The following is a 16678-nucleotide window of genomic DNA, read 5'->3' on the forward strand; positions in this document are numbered from 1 at the left end:
CGACGGGTCAGCCCTTGAAGCGCGGGAAGGCGGAGCGGCCCGCGTACACCGCGGCGTCGTCGAGGATCTCCTCGATGCGCAGCAGCTGGTTGTACTTGGCGACGCGGTCCGAGCGGGCCGGGGCGCCGGTCTTGATCTGGCCGCAGTTCACGGCGACGGCGAGGTCGGCGATGGTGACGTCCTCGGTCTCGCCGGAGCGGTGCGACATCATGCACTTGAAGCCGTTGCGCTGGGCCAGCTCGACGGCGTCCAGGGTCTCGGTCAGCGAACCGATCTGGTTGACCTTGACGAGCAGGGCGTTGGCGGAGCCCTCCTCGATGCCGCGGGCCAGCCGCTCGGGGTTGGTGACGAAGAGGTCGTCGCCGACGATCTGGACCTGGGAGCCGATGCGGTCGGTGATGACCTTCCAGCCGGCCCAGTCGTCCTCGTACAGCGGGTCCTCGATGGAGACGAGCGGGTACGCGGAGACGAGCTCCTCGTAGTACTCGGTCATCTCGGCGGCCGAGCGGGACTTGCCCTCGAACTCGTAGACGCCGTCCTTGTAGAACTCGGACGCGGCGACGTCGAGCGCGAGCGCGATGTCGCGGCCCGGCACGTAACCGGCCTCCTTGATGGCCTCGACGATGAGGTCCAGGGCGGCGCGGTTGGACTCCAGGTTCGGGGCGAAGCCGCCCTCGTCGCCGAGACCGGTGGAGAGGCCCTTGGTCTTCAGGACCTTCTTCAGCGTGTGGTAGATCTCCGCGCCCCAGCGCAGGGCCTCGGAGAAGGACTCGGCGCCGATCGGCGCGATCATGAACTCCTGGATGTCCACGTTGGAGTCGGCGTGCGAGCCGCCGTTCAGGATGTTCATCATCGGAACGGGCAGCAGGTGGGCGTTCGGGCCGCCGAGGTAGCGGAAGAGCGGCAGGTCCGACGCCTCGGAGGCGGCGTGCGCGACGGCCAGCGAGACGCCGAGGATGGCGTTGGCGCCGAGCGACGCCTTGTTCTCGGTGGCGTCCAGGTCGAACATCGCCTGGTCGATGAGGCGCTGCTCGGTGGCGTCGTACCCGACGAGCTCCGGGCCGATCTGCTCGATGACGGCGAGGACGGCCTTCTCGACGCCCTTGCCCTGGTAGCGGTTGGGGTCGCCGTCGCGAAGCTCGATGGCCTCGAACGCGCCGGTGGAGGCGCCGGACGGAACGGCAGCACGGCCCGTGCTGCCGTCGTCGAGGCCGACCTCGACCTCGACCGTGGGGTTGCCCCGGGAGTCGAGGATTTCCCTGGCTACGACGACGTCGATGGACGGCACGAGGCATCTCCTTCTGGGATCTGACACTGGTTGTGCAGGGTCACTGTGGCCTTGCGACCCGAGCCTATCCGGCTCGGCCCCGTTGACCGGCCGACCGCCCGCCTCCTGGGACGAAAAAGGGGCCGGGAGCGTGCGTATCGGGGCGAAACTCCAGAAATCTACTGAGCGGTAACCACAAGAGGTGAACGCAGCCGGGTGCGCTTCCCGCCTCCCGTCACGAAGAACCCGGCCCGGCGCGCCGGGGGGAGCGCGCCGGGCCGGGAAGCCGTGCGGGGGAGGGGGCCGCCGGACGCCCTCCCCCCGGGGAGGAGAGACGGCGGTTACTTCAGGTGGAGCTGCTGGCCCGGGAAGATCAGGTTCGCGTCCTCGACGATGTCGTCGTTGAGCTGGAAGAGCTTGCTCCAGCCGCCCTTGACGCCCTCCTTCTGAGCGATCTTGCTCAGGGTGTCGCCGGTCTTGACCTTGTACTCGCCGTCGCCCTTGCGGACCTTCTCGCCGGTCGGGGTGGTGACGGTCTTCTTGCTCTCGGCCTGCGGAGCGGCCTTCGGCGCGGCCTGCGGAGCGGAGCGCTGCTCGGAGCGCGTGGTGGGCTGCTCGGCCTCGCGCTCGGGCTGCGCCTGCTGGGACTGGCCGGAGCCGGTGTTGACACCCGGGTCCACGCCGTCGTTGGTCAGGCCGCCCGCACCGGCGCAGGCCCAGGCGCCCGGGCCCTGCATGTCGAGAAGCTTCTCGGCGGTGGCGATCTGCTGGTCCTTGGAGGCCAGGTCGGCGCGGGCGGCGTACTGCGTACCGCCGGCGGCGGCCCAGCTGGACTGGGAGAACTGCAGGCCGCCGTAGTAGCCGTTGCCGGTGTTGATGGACCAGTTGCCGCCGGACTCGCACTGGGCGACGGCGTCCCAGGTCTCGACGGAGGCGGCGGAGGCGCTGGTCGCACCCATCAGCGGGACGGCGACGGCGGCGCCGGTGACGCCCACCAGGGTGGCGATACGGGTGGCCTTGGACGGGCGGCGGTGCTTGCCCTTGCTGTTCAGCAGCATGGAACGAATCTCCTCACCGACGCCTACGAGGTGAGCTGTCGGGTTCGGGCTGATGAGTTGCCCGGCCGTGCGTCCTTGCGCACCGCTTCACCCCTAGCCGGCTCCGTACGGCCCCGTCTTCTCGACGAGGCGTCCGGGCCCGGCGGCTTACCTGGGTCCCCCGCTCCTGCCTACGGCGCTTGCGCGTCTGTTCCCTCCGGCCGCCGGCAGGATTCGGCGTGACGGTCGTCGGGGCCCGCGGTGCGAGCGGCTTAGACCGTAAACACAGCCAACCCCGACATTCAAGGACGGACATAGGGGACAATCAGTCCGAACTCGCCGCCAGGGCCCGCCCGTTTCCGCAGGTCGGGGGCGATCCGCCCGGATCGGCCGGGTGAAATGCGTGAGTTGAAGCAAAGAGACCCATGTCTCACTTACGCAAAAGTGGACATAGGTCTCTGAACTGCCCACATTTTCGGGGCGTTTTCCTGCCGGGGGTCAGTCGGCGGCGGGCTTCTCGGCGCTCTCCGGCGCGGCCGGATCGACGCCCGGTTCGGCCTTCCGGTCCAAGCCCAGGTCCAGGTTCTGGCCGGGCAGGATCAGGTCCGGGTCGGGGCCCAGGACGTCCTTGTTGGTCTCGTACAGGCCCGTCCAGCCACCGGGGAGCTCCTGCGCGTCGGCGATCGACCAGAGGTTGTCGCCGGCCCTCACCGTGTATCCGCCCGGCGCGCCGCCGTTCCTCGCGCCTCCGTTCCTCGCGTCGCCGTCACCGCGCGAGGCGTGCCGGCCGGAACCGCGCGGGCCGTCGCCCTCCCGTTCGGCCTTCTCGGGCGCGGGGGCGCCGCGGTGCTTGCCGCCGCTCCGACGGTCCTCGCCGCTTTCGCCCGCCGGGGCCTCGGTGCCGGCCGAGGGGCCCGCCTCAGGGGCGTCGGAGGCCGGCGGGTCGGTGGGCGTCGCGGAGGGGCCGGGGGCTCCGGTCTCTTCTTCCGCAGCGCCCTTCTCCGGCGTGCCGCCCTTCTCGCCCCCGCCCTTCTCCTCGGTTTCGCCGGATGCGCCGGATTCATCGGCCTTGTCGCCCGTGTCCGCTTCACCGGTCGGCGCGGCCGAGGGGTCGGCGGCGGGATCGGCGGGCGGAGGGGTGCCGGGGTCGACGCCGGGCAGGCTGCCGTCCACCGCGAGGCCGGAGATCACCGCGCAGCTCGGCCACGCCTTGGGGCCCTGGTCGTCCAGGACCTTCTCGGCGATGGAGATCTGCTGGGACCGGCTGGCGAGGTCGGCGCGGGGCGCGAACTCCGTGCCGCCGTACGCCGACCAGGTCGCCTGCGAGAACTGGAGCCCGCCGTAGTGGCCGTTGCCGAGGTCGGCGCTCCACGTTCCGCCGCTCTCGCACTCCGCCACCCGGTCCCAGGTGGCCGAGTCGGCCGCGTGCGCGCCGCTCGCGCCGAGCAGCGGGATGGCGATGGCCGATCCCGTCACCCCCGCGGCGACGACGATGGCGGGTGCCTGGCGAGGTCGGCGGTGTCTGCCGTTCGCGGAGCCCATGGGTATGCCTTCCGTGCGACTGACGAGCGAGGTGCCCGGGCGCCGTACGGCGGGTTCACACGCCCCGCGCCCCGGTGCCCGAGTGACGCGTGGGCATGGTGCGGCCCGCACGTCGAACCGTGAACCTAGCGGGATGCGAACGTATGTCACAAGTCGATGCAGCGCAGATCACGTGAAAGTCACAGAGGTGACAGGCTGTCACTTCTCCCGGTCCGGACACCCGGTTCGAACCCGACCGGAAGAGTCCGCAACCCCCGCATGATGAGCCCGCCGCGCCAGCGCAGATCGGCGGGATCACCGGCGAGTCGCAGGTCGGGGAGGCGCCTCAGGAGCGTGGTGAGCGCGGTCTGCCCCTCCAGCCGGGCCAGCGGCGCGCCCAGGCAGTAGTGGATGCCGTGTCCGTACCCGAGGTGCTGGTTGTCACGCCGCGCGAGGTCCAGGACGTCCGGTTCGTCGAACCGCTCCGGGTCGCGGTCGGCCGCGGCGAGCACCACCAGGACGGGATCCCCGGCGGCGATCTCCTCGCCGCCCAGGGTCAGCGGCTCGGTCGCGTACCGCCAGGTCGCCATCTCCACCGGTCCGTCGTACCGCAGCAGTTCCTCGATGCCGGTGGCCAGCAGGGCGCTCTCCCCCGCCTCCAGGGACGCCTGCAGCCGCGCCCGCTGCTCCGGGTGGCGCAGGAGCGCGTACATCCCGTTCCCGATCAGGTTGACCGTCGTCTCGAAACCGGCGAACAACAGGATGAACGCCATCGCGGCGGCTTCGTTCTCCGTGAGGTGCTCGCCGTGGTCGCTGGCCCGGATGAGTCCGGAGATCAGGTCGTCGCCGGGGGCCTCCCTCTTCCGGTGGATGAGTTCGGCGAGGTAGCCGCGCATCTTCTTCACCGACCGGGCGACCCCGCCGCGCGGCCCGCCGCCGTGCCGGATCATCATGCCCGCCCAGTCCCGGAAGTCGTCCTGGTCCTCGCGGGGGACGCCGAGCAGATCGCAGATGGCGTAGATGGGGAGCGGGAAGGCGAGGTCGTGGATGAGGTCGGCCTCCCCCTTCTCGACGAACCCGTCGATGAGCCGGTCCGTCAGCTCCTGGACGCGGGGGGCGAACTCCGCGACCCGGCGCGGGGTGAACGCCTTGGAGACGAGCCGGCGCAACCGGGTGTGGTCCGGCGGGTCGATGTTGAGCAGGTGCGTCATCAGCTCCGCCTTGCGCTCCCCCGGAATGCCCGTCTTGCCCTTGGCGTGCGGCGACTCGGCGTGGTGGGCCGGGTTCTTGGAGAGCCGCGCGTCGGCGAGGGCCTGCCGGGCGTCCCCGTACCGGGTCACGAGCCACGCCTCGACCCCGCTGGGCAGGGCGGTGCGGTGCACGGGGCGGTGCTCGCGGAGCCAGGCGTAGGCGGGGTAGGGGTCCGTGGCGAACTCCCAGGTGAAGAGTGCGGGGGCGGGGGCCGCCGGGGCCGCTCCGTGCGGCGCGGCGGCGGCCTTCTCGTGCGGGGCGGCGTGCGGGCAGGCGGGGGGCTCGGGGGTGCTCGGTGCGGGGCTGTCGTTCACTCCTCGACGGTATCGGGCACGGCGTCGAGGGACGCCCGCACTCTCCTGGCGTAGTACGCCGCCACCCGGCTCCCGCCCCCGGCGCCGCGATCCAGCCAGAACACCGCCCGGTCGACGAGCACGGTCACCAGATAGCCCTGGGCGAAGGAGTCCCCGGCCTCCGCCGCCCGCTCCAGGTACGGAACGGCCTCGGCCACGTCCCCCCGTTCCGCGAGGGCCTTGCCCACGACCCCCGCCGCCTCGACGCCGCCCGCGTCGGCGGAGTGCCGGAACCACTCCTCGGCGTACCGGGCCTGCCCGGTCGCCTCGTAGAGGCGGCCGAGCACCAGCCCGACCTCCGGCCGCCCGTCCGCCTCGCCCTCCAGCTCGCTCTGGGCGCTCTCCACCACCAGTTCCTGGAGATCCGGATTCCCGCCCACCACTTCCATGGCGCGGAGCCACAGGCCGAGCGGCACGGGCGGGGCGTCCGGACGGGCCACCGCGTCCCGGTGCAGGGTCGGGAAGGACCTCCAGCTCTCCGGCTCCGGGCCCGGGACCAGCATCCCGGTGACGCCGTGCCGCACCCCGGACGCCCACGCGAGTGCGTCCTCGAACGACTCCCCGGCCGCCTGCGCGGCCTCCCGCTCGTACAGCGCGCACGCCTCGCGCAGCACACGCGACGGGACGGGGGCGTCGTCCGTCCCGCACCGGGCCAGGTCCATGGCGACGCGCACCAGCAGATGGCCGTGCGGGTGGGCGTGGGGGCGGCGGGCACGCCACCACTCGTCCCACAGCTCCGGGCCCACGGCGAGAAACGCGGCGACGGCGTCGTCCTCGCACCAGAGGGACGCGTCCGCCAGCCGGTGGTCCTCGCGCGCTCCGGTCAGCCTCCGCAGTTCGTCCGCCGTCCACACGCGGGTCAGCTCCACCGGATCGACACCGGCCAGGACCCGGGCGCGGGCCTGGCCGCCGAAGCGGTGGGCGTCGTACGCCTCGTCCCCCATCGTGGCGATCACCGGGACGCGCAGGCGGACCAGTTCGGCGAGGAGCGCCGGGGTCAGGCCGTGTTCGCCGAGGTGGCCCTCCAGCTCGTCCAGCCAGATCACGCACGGCTCCTCGCCTCGGGCGCGCAGCACGGGGGGCAGGCCGCGCAGATCGGTGCCGGCCGCGGGGGCGAAGAGGCGGGTCGCCCCCGGCAGGTTGGCGAGCATCCCCACCCAGGCGGTCCGGCTCTTCCCGGACAGGGGCTCGCCGGTCACCAGCACCAGCCCGCCGGTCCCGGCGGCTGCGCCCATCCGTTTCTCCAGCAGGGCGTCGCCGTCCCGGGCGACGTACGGGGGCAGCGCCGGTTCGTCGCCGACCTGCCGGGTGCGCCGCACGCCGAAGGCGATCGGGTCGGCCGTGTCGAGCCGGGGCCAGTCGGCGACCGGGGGCGGGCCGGTGTGCTGCGGCGCTCCGAAGTAGGTGTGCACACCGCCGTTGAAGGTCCCGGCCTGGACGACCGGGGCCTCGAAGACGCCGCCCGAGACGCTGTTGCGGGGGGCTGCGGCATCGGACCGGGCCGGGGCCGGCCCGCGCACCCGGGAGGCGGCCCGTGCGGCCTCGTCCTCGCGGAACGTCTGGGCGAGCGCCTCCAGTTCCCCGTAGGTATGGGGGGCGAAACGCCTCACCTCGTCCAGGAGGTCGTTGAGGGCTTCCGCCGGGCGTCCCACCTCCCCGTTGGCGCGGGCGTCCCTCACCTCGGCCAGCCGTACGCGCAGGGACCGCGAGCCGGCGCCGCCGACCGCTTCGGCCATCAGCCCGTACGCGTCCCGGTCGTTGCTCTCGATGACCCGCATCAACGTGCGAGCCAGCGACGTCATCCCCTCGTCCACGCCCGTACCCCCCTCATGACGCCCCTGCCGTCACCGTACTAATCCGTGTGCCCCTCCGCCGCCAGGATCGCGTCGCGGTAGGCGCGGGCGGCGGCGCGCAGGGCGGCCTCCGGGTCGGCGCCGTTCGCCTCGGCGCGTACGGCGAGGGCGAGGAGTTCGTAGCCGATGGTGTCGCCGGTGGGCAGGGGGACGTCGAGACCGGCTGTACGGACCCGGCTGCCGAGCTTCGCGGCGAGGGCCAGGCCCGGCTGGCCGAGGGGGACGCCCTCGGTGACCGAGGTGCGCTGCTTCTCGGTCGCCTTGGTGCGCAGCCAGTGCGCGTGGACGTCCTCCGGGGTCTCGGCGGTGGCGTCGCCGAAGACGTGCGGGTGGCGGTGGATCAGCTTCTCGACGAGGCCGCCCGCCACGTCGTCCACGTCGAACGGCTCCGATCCGTCCTCCGGGCGGCCGTCCTGCGCGATGCGCGCGTGGAGGACGACCTGGAGCAGGACGTCCCCCAACTCCTCCCGCAGCTCGTCCCGGTCGCCGTCCTCGATCGCCTCGACCAGTTCGTACGCCTCCTCGATGGCGTACTTGGCCAGCCCGCGGTGCGTCTGGCGGGAGGTCCAGGGGCACTCGCGGCGGATGCGGTCCATGACCTGGACCAGGTCCAGCATGCGGGCTCCGGGCAGGTCGTACGAGCCGGGCAGCAGCTCCAGGTCCGGCATGGCCACCCGGCCCGATCCGCCGAGCCGGGCCAGGCCGTCCGTCAGCCGGGTGTCGCCCTCGCCGCCGACCAGGACGACGACGGTCCGGCCGCCCGCGCACTCCGCGACCAGGTCGTCGGCGGCGGGTACGGCGTGCTCGGCGCGTACGCCCGCCTCGCGGAGGTAGGGCAGCTGCGGGTGGTCGGGGTCGGTGACCAGGACCCGGTCGGCGGCGTGCAGCGTCTGCCAGGCCGGCCAGGACAGCAGGCCGGGCGCGACCCGGTGGCTGGCGGTGAGCAGGACGATGCGGCCGGGGCCGGCGGGGGTCTCGACGGAGGCGTCGGGGGCTTCGGCGTTCACCGTGCGAACCTACCTCCGGCCGGGTCGGCTCCGCCCGGGCGTCCCCGGAAAGGGGGCCGGACCGGGCCGGCGGCCGGGCAGACCGGCGGCCGGACGGGGCTCCCGGCGGCCGGTCCGGGCTCCCGGCGGTGGCCGCCGTCCGGCGGGTCAGGCCCCCGTCGGCTGCTCGGGGGTGAGCTCGGTGCGCTGGGTGATCCAGGGCGCGCGGTAGTCGCCGAGCTGCATCTTCTGGTCGTCCCAGGTGCCGAAGCGCGGATTGACGTCGATGTCGAGCGCCTTGGACGCCTTGGTCAGCGCCTCCCCCACCGCCTGCTGCCCGGCGGGCGTGCCGAGGTCCACGCCGAGCGCCCGCGCCAGCTTGGGGAGCTGGACCTCCTGCCGCATGTCGGCGTCGATCTGGTCCGGGGCGACCCAGCGCTGCTGGAGCATCATCGCCTCGAACTGCTCCTCGCCGCCCTGCTGGGCACGGCCGGCCTTCCGCATCTCCTGGATCTCCTTGCGGGTGACCGTGACCCCCGCGTCCTCGGCGGCCCGGTCGAGGATCCGGGTGAAGATCAGCCCGTGCAGCTTGGCGCGGCTGAGCTGGCCCGACTTGTCGACCAGTTGGGCGGCCTGCGGGGAGCTCTCCTGGGCGCTGCGGACCTGCGCGGCGCGGGCCTGGACCGCCGACACCTCGATCCGCTCACCGCCGACGACGGCCGCCGCCCCGGGGTGGGCCTGGTCGCCGCAGGCCGACAGGAGCGGTGCGGCGACGAGCGTTGCGGCGAGGACGGCGAGCGCGGTGCGACGACGGCGGTGCAAAGGAGCCTCCCGGGGAGAGTTTGTGCATGGGTGCACAAAGCCTTGCGGTGATCGATGTTAGGCAGTGGATGTGGCCCGTGCCACTGATTCGACCAACGATTCGGGAGGAGTTGGGGATGTGGCCCGCGGCGGGGTCCGGCGCGGGGCCGGCGCCGCGGAGCGCTCCGGGGCGGCCGTCAGCCGCCGTGCAGCTCCCGCTGGTGGCTGAGCAGGCGGCGCAGGTCCGCCGGTAGCGGGTGGTGCGGCCCGTAGGTGCGCTCGGCGTCGTACAGCAGGGCCTGGAGCTGCGCCCGGCCCGCCGTGTGGTCCCCCACCGCCAGGAGCAGTTGGCCGATGCGGTGCCGGATGTCGAGGGCGCGGCCGGGGTCGGAGGTGATCGGCCCGTAGCCGTTCTCGTAGTACGGCAGGACCGCGCGGTACTCGCCGAGCGCGGCCCCGGCCTCCCCGAGCTGTTCGAGGCACTGGGCCGCCTCGTAGCGGAACTGGAGGACCTGGGCGTCGGCCGGGCCCGCTTCGGCGGCGCGGTCATCGGCGAGGCGGCGCAGTTCGGGCAGGGCGCGGCGGTACTGCCCGTCGTCCATCAGCGTCGCGGCGTACTGCTTGCGCAGGATGCGCACGACCGGGGAGTGCTCGCCGTGTTCGGCGGCGGCGGCCGGGAGGGTGGCCCCGAGGACATCGACGGCCTGGGTGATCCGGCCCTCGCCGAGCAGCTTCTTCACCTCGTCCACGGCGCGCGCGACGTCCGGCCTGGCGGGCGGCGGCGGGGTGGCGTGGGGCGGGGTGCCGGGGCGTACGGGGACGGAGGGCGGGGCGGGGGGCGGACCGGCCGGGGGCGGGGTGAAGGACCGCGGCGCGCCGAGGGCGGGCGGCGGGGCCGCGAAGGTGGCGGGCGCGGGCACGGGGGCGGGGGTCGCGGCCCGGTCCGGCCAGGGGGCGTGCGGCCGCAGGAAGGGGCGGGTCGGGTCGAGCGGGGCGGCGGGCGTCCCGTGCTGGGGCAGCAGCGGGGCCAGCTCCTCGTACACCTCCTGCGCGGAGGCGGGCCGGGCCTGCGGGTCCTTGGCGAGCAGCCGCAGGACGAGCGCCTCCAGCGCGACCGGGACCTCGGGGCGGGTCCGGCGGACCGGGACCGGGGGCTCGTACAGGTGGCGGTGCAGCACGCCGAGCGCGGTGGACCCGGCGAACGGGACCTCGCCGCTGAGGAGTTCGTACAGGAGGACTCCGAGGGCGTACAGGTCGGTGTACGGGCCGACCGCGCCGCCCATCGCCTGCTCGGGGGCCATGTAGGCCGGGGAACCGATCGGTGAGCCGGTGTGGGTGAGGCGGGTGGTGTCGGTGTCGAGGACGGAGGCGACGCCGAGGTCGAGGACGGTGACGGTGCCGTCGGGGCGGACCATGACGTTCCGGGGCTTGAGGTCGCGGTGGACGATCGGCACCGCGTGGACCGCGCAGAGGACGGCGCAGAGCTGGGCGGCGACCGCGACGGCCCACGGCCAGGGGTACGGGTCGTGCTCGGCCAGGTGGTCGGCGAGGTCGGCGCCCTCGACGTACTGCATGACGAGGTAGAGGTCGTCGCCGTCGTTGCCCGCGTCGTGGACGGTGACCAGCCCCGGGTGGTCGACCTGGGCGGTGACCCGGCACTCGCGGACGAAGCGGCGGCGCAGTTCGTCGGCCGCGTCGCCGCCGGTGGGCCCGGCGACCCGGTCGGGGCGCAGCAGCTTCACCGCGACGCGGCGGTCGAGACGCCGGTCGTACGCCGTCCACACCTGTCCCATGCCGCCCTGGCCGAGGAGGGCGGCCAGTTCGTACCGGTCGGCGATGATCCGCCCGCTCACCGGCCCTCGCCCTCCCTGTTCTCCCCGCTCTCCTTGCGGAGGTAGTCGCTCAGTTCGTCCAGTTCGGCGCGGACCTGGTCGAGGCGGCGGGGGGCGGGGACGGGCGTGGGCGGGGCGGCCGGCCCCGTGTACGGGTTGGGGTGCTGCCCCTGGGGCGGGTGCGGGGTGCGGGGCTGTCCCTGCGGCGGGTGCTGGGCGGGGAGGTGTTGCGGCTGGGGCTGAGGCGGATGGTGCGGCTGGTACGGAAGCGGCGGTGCGGAGTACGCGGTGTGCGGAGGCGCGGCGGCGGTGTACGGGGGCGGGGCGCCGAGGGAGGTGTAGTGGCGTATCTCCGCGCTCAGGTAATAGGTGATCACCGCGGTCAGACCGCCGAGCATCCACGCCGCCATGGTCAGGGCCTGGGCGTCCGTCATGTCGTCGGGGTCGTCCGGCGTCGCCAGGATGAAGGCGAACAGCGCGATGTTCGAGACCGTCACGACCGCCAGCAGGACCCAGTCGCGCGGCCTGCGGGTGACGATCGCGAGTCGCAGCATCGGCGCCCACCCCAGCAGGCCGCAGCTCAGCACGGTCATCACCACGAGGGTCACGCGCACCGCGGTGAGCGTCGCCGGGGACGGGCGGGGTGCGACCGGCTGCTGCGGCGTCGGGCCGTAGCCGTGCATGTGCTGCTCCTGGAGGCGGATGGCGGACGTGTGGGGTGAGCGTATACACCTCCGCCGACCGGCTGTCCCCGTTGTCCCGACGTCGTGCCGAACCGTTGCGGGACACGGCGCCCGGGAGCCCCGGGCGGCCGGGGCCCGGGGCGTGGGGGGCGGCCGCAGCTCCGGGCGTCAGGACGTCACGGCGTCGGGGCGACAGGGCCCAGGGCGTCAGGGCCTCCGGGCCCTCAGGGTGCGACCGTGCCGTCCGCCAGGCCGTCGTACATCCCCTGGACGAGCAGCCCGCCGAGCCGGCCCACCGTCCGCAGCGCGTCCTCGAAGGCGGCCAGTTCCCGGAAGCGATCCCCGTACCGCTGCTGTTCGGCGAGCGGCATCCGGGGCAGTTGGAGGCGGCGCACGTCCAGCCGGGCGGCGGTGGAGGCGTAGCTGCTGGCCTGCCGGTGGTTGGCGGTACCGCGCAGGAATCCGGCGAGGAACCAGGGGTCGAGGGCGGCCGGGTCGGGCCGCAGGAGCTGGAGGTTGCGGCCGAGCGCGGCCCCGGCCGTCGCCTCGTCCACGACCCGGGCCGCGGTACCGCCGCCCAGCACGGGCACGACGACGTCGCCGGGTTCGAGCAGGACCGTCTCGTCGACCGTCCGGCCCGGGGCCTCCGGGCCGGACGGCGGGGCGGGGGCGACCGGAACCGCGCCGGTGAGGACGTCGTGCTCGGTGAGGACGGGGACCGCGGCGCTTCCGGGCGCGGCGGTCCCGGTGTTCAGGTGCAGGGCTCCGGCGCGGGCGAGTTCGCCGACCGTGGTGAGCGGCAGGTGCGCGGAGCCGGCGGGGGCGACGGCCGGCGGGACGAGGCCGGAGGTCAGGCGCAGGGTCTCGGCCAGCCGCTCCCCGATCTCCCCGAGGCCGGACGCGCCGCCTCCGGCCGCGGGGCGCGGGAGGTGGCGGGCCGGGGCCAGGTCCACGTCGTCGTCGAGGAGTTCGACCACGGGCACGACGCGGCTGACGCCCTCGACGTCGGCCCGGTCGCGCCAGGCGTCGAGCACGGCGGCGCGCACGGCGGGCCAGTCGATCCCTTCACGCCCGCCACCGGGCGCCTTGCCGCCGCCCGCCCTGCCGGCTCCCGCCGGACCGCCGGGGGCGGGGCCGTCCTCCGGGGCCGGGGAGGCCGGGTCCGGGAGGGCGGCGGTGTCGGCGAGGAGGAGGTCGGCGGGGGGCCGCACGCCGGGCTCCGGCCTGCGCAACACCCAGAGGTGGAGCGGGATGCCGTACGGAGGGGCGGCCCCGGCCGGCAGGGCGATGACGGCCCGGAGGGCTCCCCGGCGCAGGAGGCCGGCGCGGACACGGCGGCCGGAGCGGCGGGAGGCGGCGGCGGGCGGCATCAGCAGGACGGCGGTTCCGCCGTCGCGCAGCCGGGCCAGGACGTGCTGGACCCAGGCGAGTTCGGACTCGGTGCGGGCCGGGAGCCCGTACTCCCAGCGCGGGTCGTAGGCCAGTTCGTCGTGGCCCCAGTTGCGTTCGTTGAACGGCGGATGGCAGAGCACGGTGTCGGCCGCCACCTGAGGGAAGGCGTCGGCCCGCAGGGTGTCGCCGGTACGGACGACCGGCCCCGGGGCGGCTCCGCGGGGGCCCTCGGCGCCGAGGGCCAGGCGCAGGGCGGTGAGTGCGGCGAGGGCGGGGTCGGCCTCCTGTCCGTACAGCGCGGCGGGGCCGTGGACCGCTCGGAGCAGGGCGCCGGTGCCGGCGGCGGGGTCGAGGACGCTGCGGACGTGCCGGCGGCGGACGGGCCGGTCCGCTTCCTTCGGCGGTTCGGCGAGGTCCGCCATCAGCTCGGCGAGGTGCGGCGGGGTCAGCGTGTACTGGCGCGGGTTGGCGTCCAACTGCCGCCCGAGCAGGAACTCGAAGGCCGGCCCGGCCCCGATCCCGGCGGCCAGTTCGGCGGCGGCCCGCAGGAGCGGCACGGACGGCAGCAGCTCCTGCGCGCTGGGGGTGTGAACAGCGCGTGCCCCGGGGGCACGGGGGGGCTCCGGCGAGTCCGCCGCCCGGGGGCCGGCGGACTCCGGCCGGGCCGGGCCGTGAACACCGGCGGGCTCCGCCCTGCCCGCGGTGTGAACATCGGCGGGCTCCGACGAAGGCGCCGTGTGAACATCAGCGGGCCCCGGGCGGCGCGTGGGGGGAACAGCCGGGGAACCCGCTGGGCGGTCCGCGTCGGCAGGGGCGCCCCCGGGCCCGAACCGGGCGGTGAGGACATGCTCCACGGTGTGCGGCAGGAGAGCAGCCATCCGCTCGTCGGGGGAGGCCGTGAGCTCCAGCCAGGCGGTGGGCCGGTCGCGGACGACCAGCAGGGCGCAGCCGGTGTGGATCAGCGCCTGGACGGCGCCCGCCGGATGCCCGGCGACCGCCTGCCAGATGCGTTCGCGGAGCGGTACCTCGACGAGTTTCCCCTGGTCGCGCAGCCACTGCTCGACCTCGGCCAGGGCGAAGGACGGGCTGGTTCCGGTGCCGCCCACAGGTTGCGGGAAGTCGGCGTGCCGACGGCGCCAGTTGCTGACGGCGGCCCGTCCCACGCCCGCGAGTCGGGCGATTCCCGCCGCGGTGACCTCGGTCGCGTTCTCCGGCACTTGGCTCTCCCCTTGGTCCGTTCGCCCGCCCGTCGCTCACCCCGTCGACGCCGGCTGCCGCGAGCATAGCGACTCCCTCGCACCACACCCGCAGAGGCCGTTGCCCGACGCTTCACCCATGAACCGTGTTGACTCGGTTCACAAGGTTTGCTCTTATTGACCCGCCCCACCGGGGCTGTTCTTCCCCCCTCTCTTCGGCGCGCCCTCGCGCCCCTCCTCCCGGAGCCTGACCCATGCGCCTCGCCACCCGTATCTCCGTCAACACCCTCTGCGCGCTGGCCCTCGTCGGCCTCGCCGCCTGCGGCACGGACTCCCCGAAGGAGACCGGGCCGTTCGCCGGCCAGTCGGGCCCGGAGGTGGCCAACAAGGCTCTCAAGGCCACGAACGGCGTGAAGTCCCTGCGGATAGGCGTCGACATGACCACTCCGGACGGCCGGGTCCAGGCCGACTTCGCGTCGAGCCTGGGCGGGGACTGCACCGGGACCATGACGGTGGGCGGCCAGGGAAGCATGGAGATCGTGAAGACCGGTGGGACGGTCTACACGAAGTTCGACGAGGCCATGCTGCGCGCGCAGATGAAGGGTGAGCCGAAGGCGGAGGCGGACGCGGCGGTCGAGATGCTGGCGGGCAACTGGCTGGAGTCGAAGGCGTCCGACCCGGACACGGCGGAGGCCATCGAGTTCTGTGACCTGAAGGCGCTTCTGAAGGAGTTCGAGGCGAACGACAACGCCGCCGAGAAGAAGGGCCCCTCGACGGTCGCGGGCAAGCCGTCCCTGCGGCTCACGGAGAAGGACGGCAAGGAGACGTACACCTTCGACGTCGCCGCCAAGGGCGACCCTTACATCCTGCGCGTCACGTCCCGGGGCGGCGAGGAGCCGATGACGATGCACTTCTCCGACTTCGACGCGCCGGTCGTGGCGAAGAAGCCCGCCGCGAAGGACATCGTCGACCTGGAGCAGTAGGAGGCGGGCGGCGCCGGCCGCCCTACGGTGCTCCCGGGTGCGGGCCGCGGCCGAAGCCGACCTCGGCCGCGGGCAGGACGCGCACCCGGCGGCCTGGGAAGCGGAGGTTCCGGTAGATCTCGTTGTGGTGCGCGACGGACGCCTCCGGCGCGGCGTACGGGCCGGAGCCGTCCGGCCGGACCGAGGTGGTGTGGCCCTCCGCGACGAGCACCACGTCGTACCCCCGGCTCAGCGCCTGCCGGGCGGTGGACTCGACGCAGATCTCCGTGGCGAAACCGGTGACGACGACCTCGGTGACCCCCCGGCCCCGCAGCAGCGCGTCCAGCCCGGTGCCCAGGAAGCCGTCCGGGGCGGTCTTGGCGAGGACCGTGTCACCGGGGGCGGGGGCCAGTTCGGGCGCGATCCGCCACCCCTCGGTCCCCGGCTCCAGCTCCTCGTCCTCCTGCTGCACCAGGACCACCGGGGCCCCGGCCGCCCTGGCCCGCTCCTGGAGACCGGCGATGACCGCGACGGTGGCGGACGCCCGGTGCGCGATCGCGACCAGGGCGTTCTGCATGTCGATGACGAGCAGCGCGGAGACCGCCTCCGCCGCGGCGACCTCCTCCGTGTCCGGGACCGCCGTCACAGCCGGTGCCGCACCCAGACGTTGGGCTCGGCGTAGACCGCGTACCCATGGGCGAGTGCGCAGTGCACCGGCACCAGCGCCCCCGGCACCTCCACCGGGCCGTCCGTGTCGAACGGCAGCCCGGTCCACTCCCGCCACTGCGCGAGCGAGCCGCTCACGGTCATCGACACGGTGGCGACCGAGTCCACCGTCCCGCCCGCCCGGGCGTGGACCCGCAGCCAGGGGTCCTCGGGAAGCCCGTCGTCGGGACGGGTCAGCCGGGCGTACTCCTCCATCGGCAGTGCGGGCCGCAGGTGCTTGCCGCTCGGCCGCACCGGGGCGACGACCTCCCGGAAGCCGAGCCGCCGCGCGTTGTCCCGCATCGCGGCGAGCATCCGGCCCGATATGCCCTTGCCCTGATGGCCGGTCGCCACCGTGATCTCGATCGCGCCGACCGTGTCGGGCGTACGCCCGCGCCGCAGGTCCGAGAAGGCCCACAGCAGCATCCGGTCCCAGCCGCCGACCGGCAGCTCCCCGCGCCCGGGGGCGTCCAGCAGGAAGGGCACGCTGTAGGCGCGGGCGACCACCACCCCGTCGGAGTCGGTGGCGACGAGCACGTACTGCGGGAAATCGACCGCGATCCGGGGGAAGTTCGCCCACCCGACGATGTCCTCCAGCACGAACTCCGGCCAGGTGTCCGGCATCCCGTTCAGGGCGTCGGCCAGCTCCGGACGCTCGGCAAGAGTGGTGATGTGCAGTTCCATACGCGCGACCCTAGGCAGTCCGCACCGCTGCGACCAGCGAATATCGGCTCCTTGCCGAGCAACGGCCCTCCGGTACGCGGACTGCCCGCTCCGGGACCGGGCCGGGACCGGGCCGGGACCGGGCCGGGACCGGGCCGGGACCGGTTCCACCGCCG

General features: G+C 74.3%; 13 protein-coding genes and 1 riboswitch. Of the genes, 1 reads left to right on the forward strand and 12 read right to left on the reverse strand.

Annotated features, from left to right (window positions below; genetic code table 11):
- Positions 1-7: 7 nt before the first annotated feature.
- The 10 genes from eno to ACH4K1_RS11125 all read right to left on the reverse strand — a co-directional run bounded on the left by eno (position 8) and on the right by ACH4K1_RS11125 (position 14193).
- Complete coding sequence (eno, locus tag ACH4K1_RS11080) at positions 8-1288, reverse strand: phosphopyruvate hydratase (protein WP_030803159.1); 1281 nt, start codon at positions 1286-1288, stop codon at positions 8-10.
- A 320-nt stretch (positions 1289-1608) separates the two neighbouring features.
- On the reverse strand, positions 1609-2325 hold the full coding sequence (locus ACH4K1_RS11085; RefSeq protein ID WP_398088511.1) for a transglycosylase family protein: 717 nt from the start codon (positions 2323-2325) through the stop codon (positions 1609-1611).
- 5 nt (positions 2326-2330) lie between these two features.
- Positions 2331-2513, reverse strand: a riboswitch (cyclic di-AMP (ydaO/yuaA leader).
- 289 nt (positions 2514-2802) lie between these two features.
- The gene (locus ACH4K1_RS11090) at positions 2803-3846 is read right to left on the reverse strand and encodes a transglycosylase family protein (RefSeq protein WP_398088513.1); all 1044 of its coding nucleotides are present in this window, start codon (positions 3844-3846) and stop codon (positions 2803-2805) included.
- Between the two features lie 179 nt (positions 3847-4025).
- A complete protein-coding gene (locus tag ACH4K1_RS11095; protein WP_398088515.1) occupies positions 4026-5390 on the reverse strand; it encodes a cytochrome P450 in 1365 nt (454 codons plus the stop codon).
- Entirely contained in the window at positions 5387-7231 is a 1845-nt protein-coding gene (locus ACH4K1_RS11100) for a sel1 repeat family protein (protein ID WP_398088516.1), read from the reverse strand. The genes ACH4K1_RS11095 and ACH4K1_RS11100 overlap by 4 nt, the downstream gene beginning before the upstream one ends.
- 50 nt (positions 7232-7281) lie before the next feature.
- Positions 7282-8289, reverse strand: coding sequence for a nucleoside triphosphate pyrophosphohydrolase (locus tag ACH4K1_RS11105; protein ID WP_398088517.1), 1008 nt, complete (start codon positions 8287-8289; stop codon positions 7282-7284).
- Between the two features lie 147 nt (positions 8290-8436).
- On the reverse strand, positions 8437-9090 hold the full coding sequence (locus ACH4K1_RS11110) for a SurA N-terminal domain-containing protein (RefSeq protein ID WP_398088519.1): 654 nt from the start codon (positions 9088-9090) through the stop codon (positions 8437-8439).
- A gap of 176 nt (positions 9091-9266) precedes the next feature.
- The gene (locus tag ACH4K1_RS11115) at positions 9267-10922 is read right to left on the reverse strand and encodes a protein kinase (RefSeq protein ID WP_398088520.1); all 1656 of its coding nucleotides are present in this window, start codon (positions 10920-10922) and stop codon (positions 9267-9269) included.
- Positions 10919-11584 carry a hypothetical protein gene (locus ACH4K1_RS11120; protein WP_398088522.1) on the reverse strand — a complete coding sequence of 222 codons (666 nt, stop codon included), beginning with the start codon at positions 11582-11584 and terminating at the stop codon, positions 10919-10921. Before ACH4K1_RS11120 ends, ACH4K1_RS11115 begins: the two co-directional genes overlap by 4 nt.
- Before the next feature lie 224 nt (positions 11585-11808).
- A complete protein-coding gene (locus tag ACH4K1_RS11125; RefSeq protein ID WP_398088524.1) occupies positions 11809-14193 on the reverse strand; it encodes an N-6 DNA methylase in 2385 nt (794 codons plus the stop codon).
- 233 nt (positions 14194-14426) lie between these two features.
- Between ACH4K1_RS11125 and ACH4K1_RS11130 the strand changes: the two genes are divergently transcribed.
- Positions 14427-15155 carry a hypothetical protein gene (locus ACH4K1_RS11130; RefSeq protein ID WP_398088526.1) on the forward strand — a complete coding sequence of 243 codons (729 nt, stop codon included), beginning with the start codon at positions 14427-14429 and terminating at the stop codon, positions 15153-15155.
- A gap of 22 nt (positions 15156-15177) precedes the next feature.
- Here the strand turns inward: ACH4K1_RS11130 and ACH4K1_RS11135 are convergent, their stop codons facing one another.
- Positions 15178-15711 (reverse strand): cysteine hydrolase family protein, encoded by a 534-nt coding sequence (locus ACH4K1_RS11135; protein ID WP_398088852.1) that lies wholly within the window; start codon positions 15709-15711, stop codon positions 15178-15180.
- A gap of 65 nt (positions 15712-15776) precedes the next feature.
- Positions 15777-16523 carry a GNAT family N-acetyltransferase gene (locus ACH4K1_RS11140; RefSeq protein WP_398088527.1) on the reverse strand — a complete coding sequence of 249 codons (747 nt, stop codon included), beginning with the start codon at positions 16521-16523 and terminating at the stop codon, positions 15777-15779.
- Positions 16524-16678: the final 155 nt, after the last annotated feature.

The sequence above is a fragment of the Streptomyces sp. NPDC017448 genome, from assembly GCF_044330565.1.
Classification (GTDB): domain Bacteria; phylum Actinomycetota; class Actinomycetes; order Streptomycetales; family Streptomycetaceae; genus Streptomyces.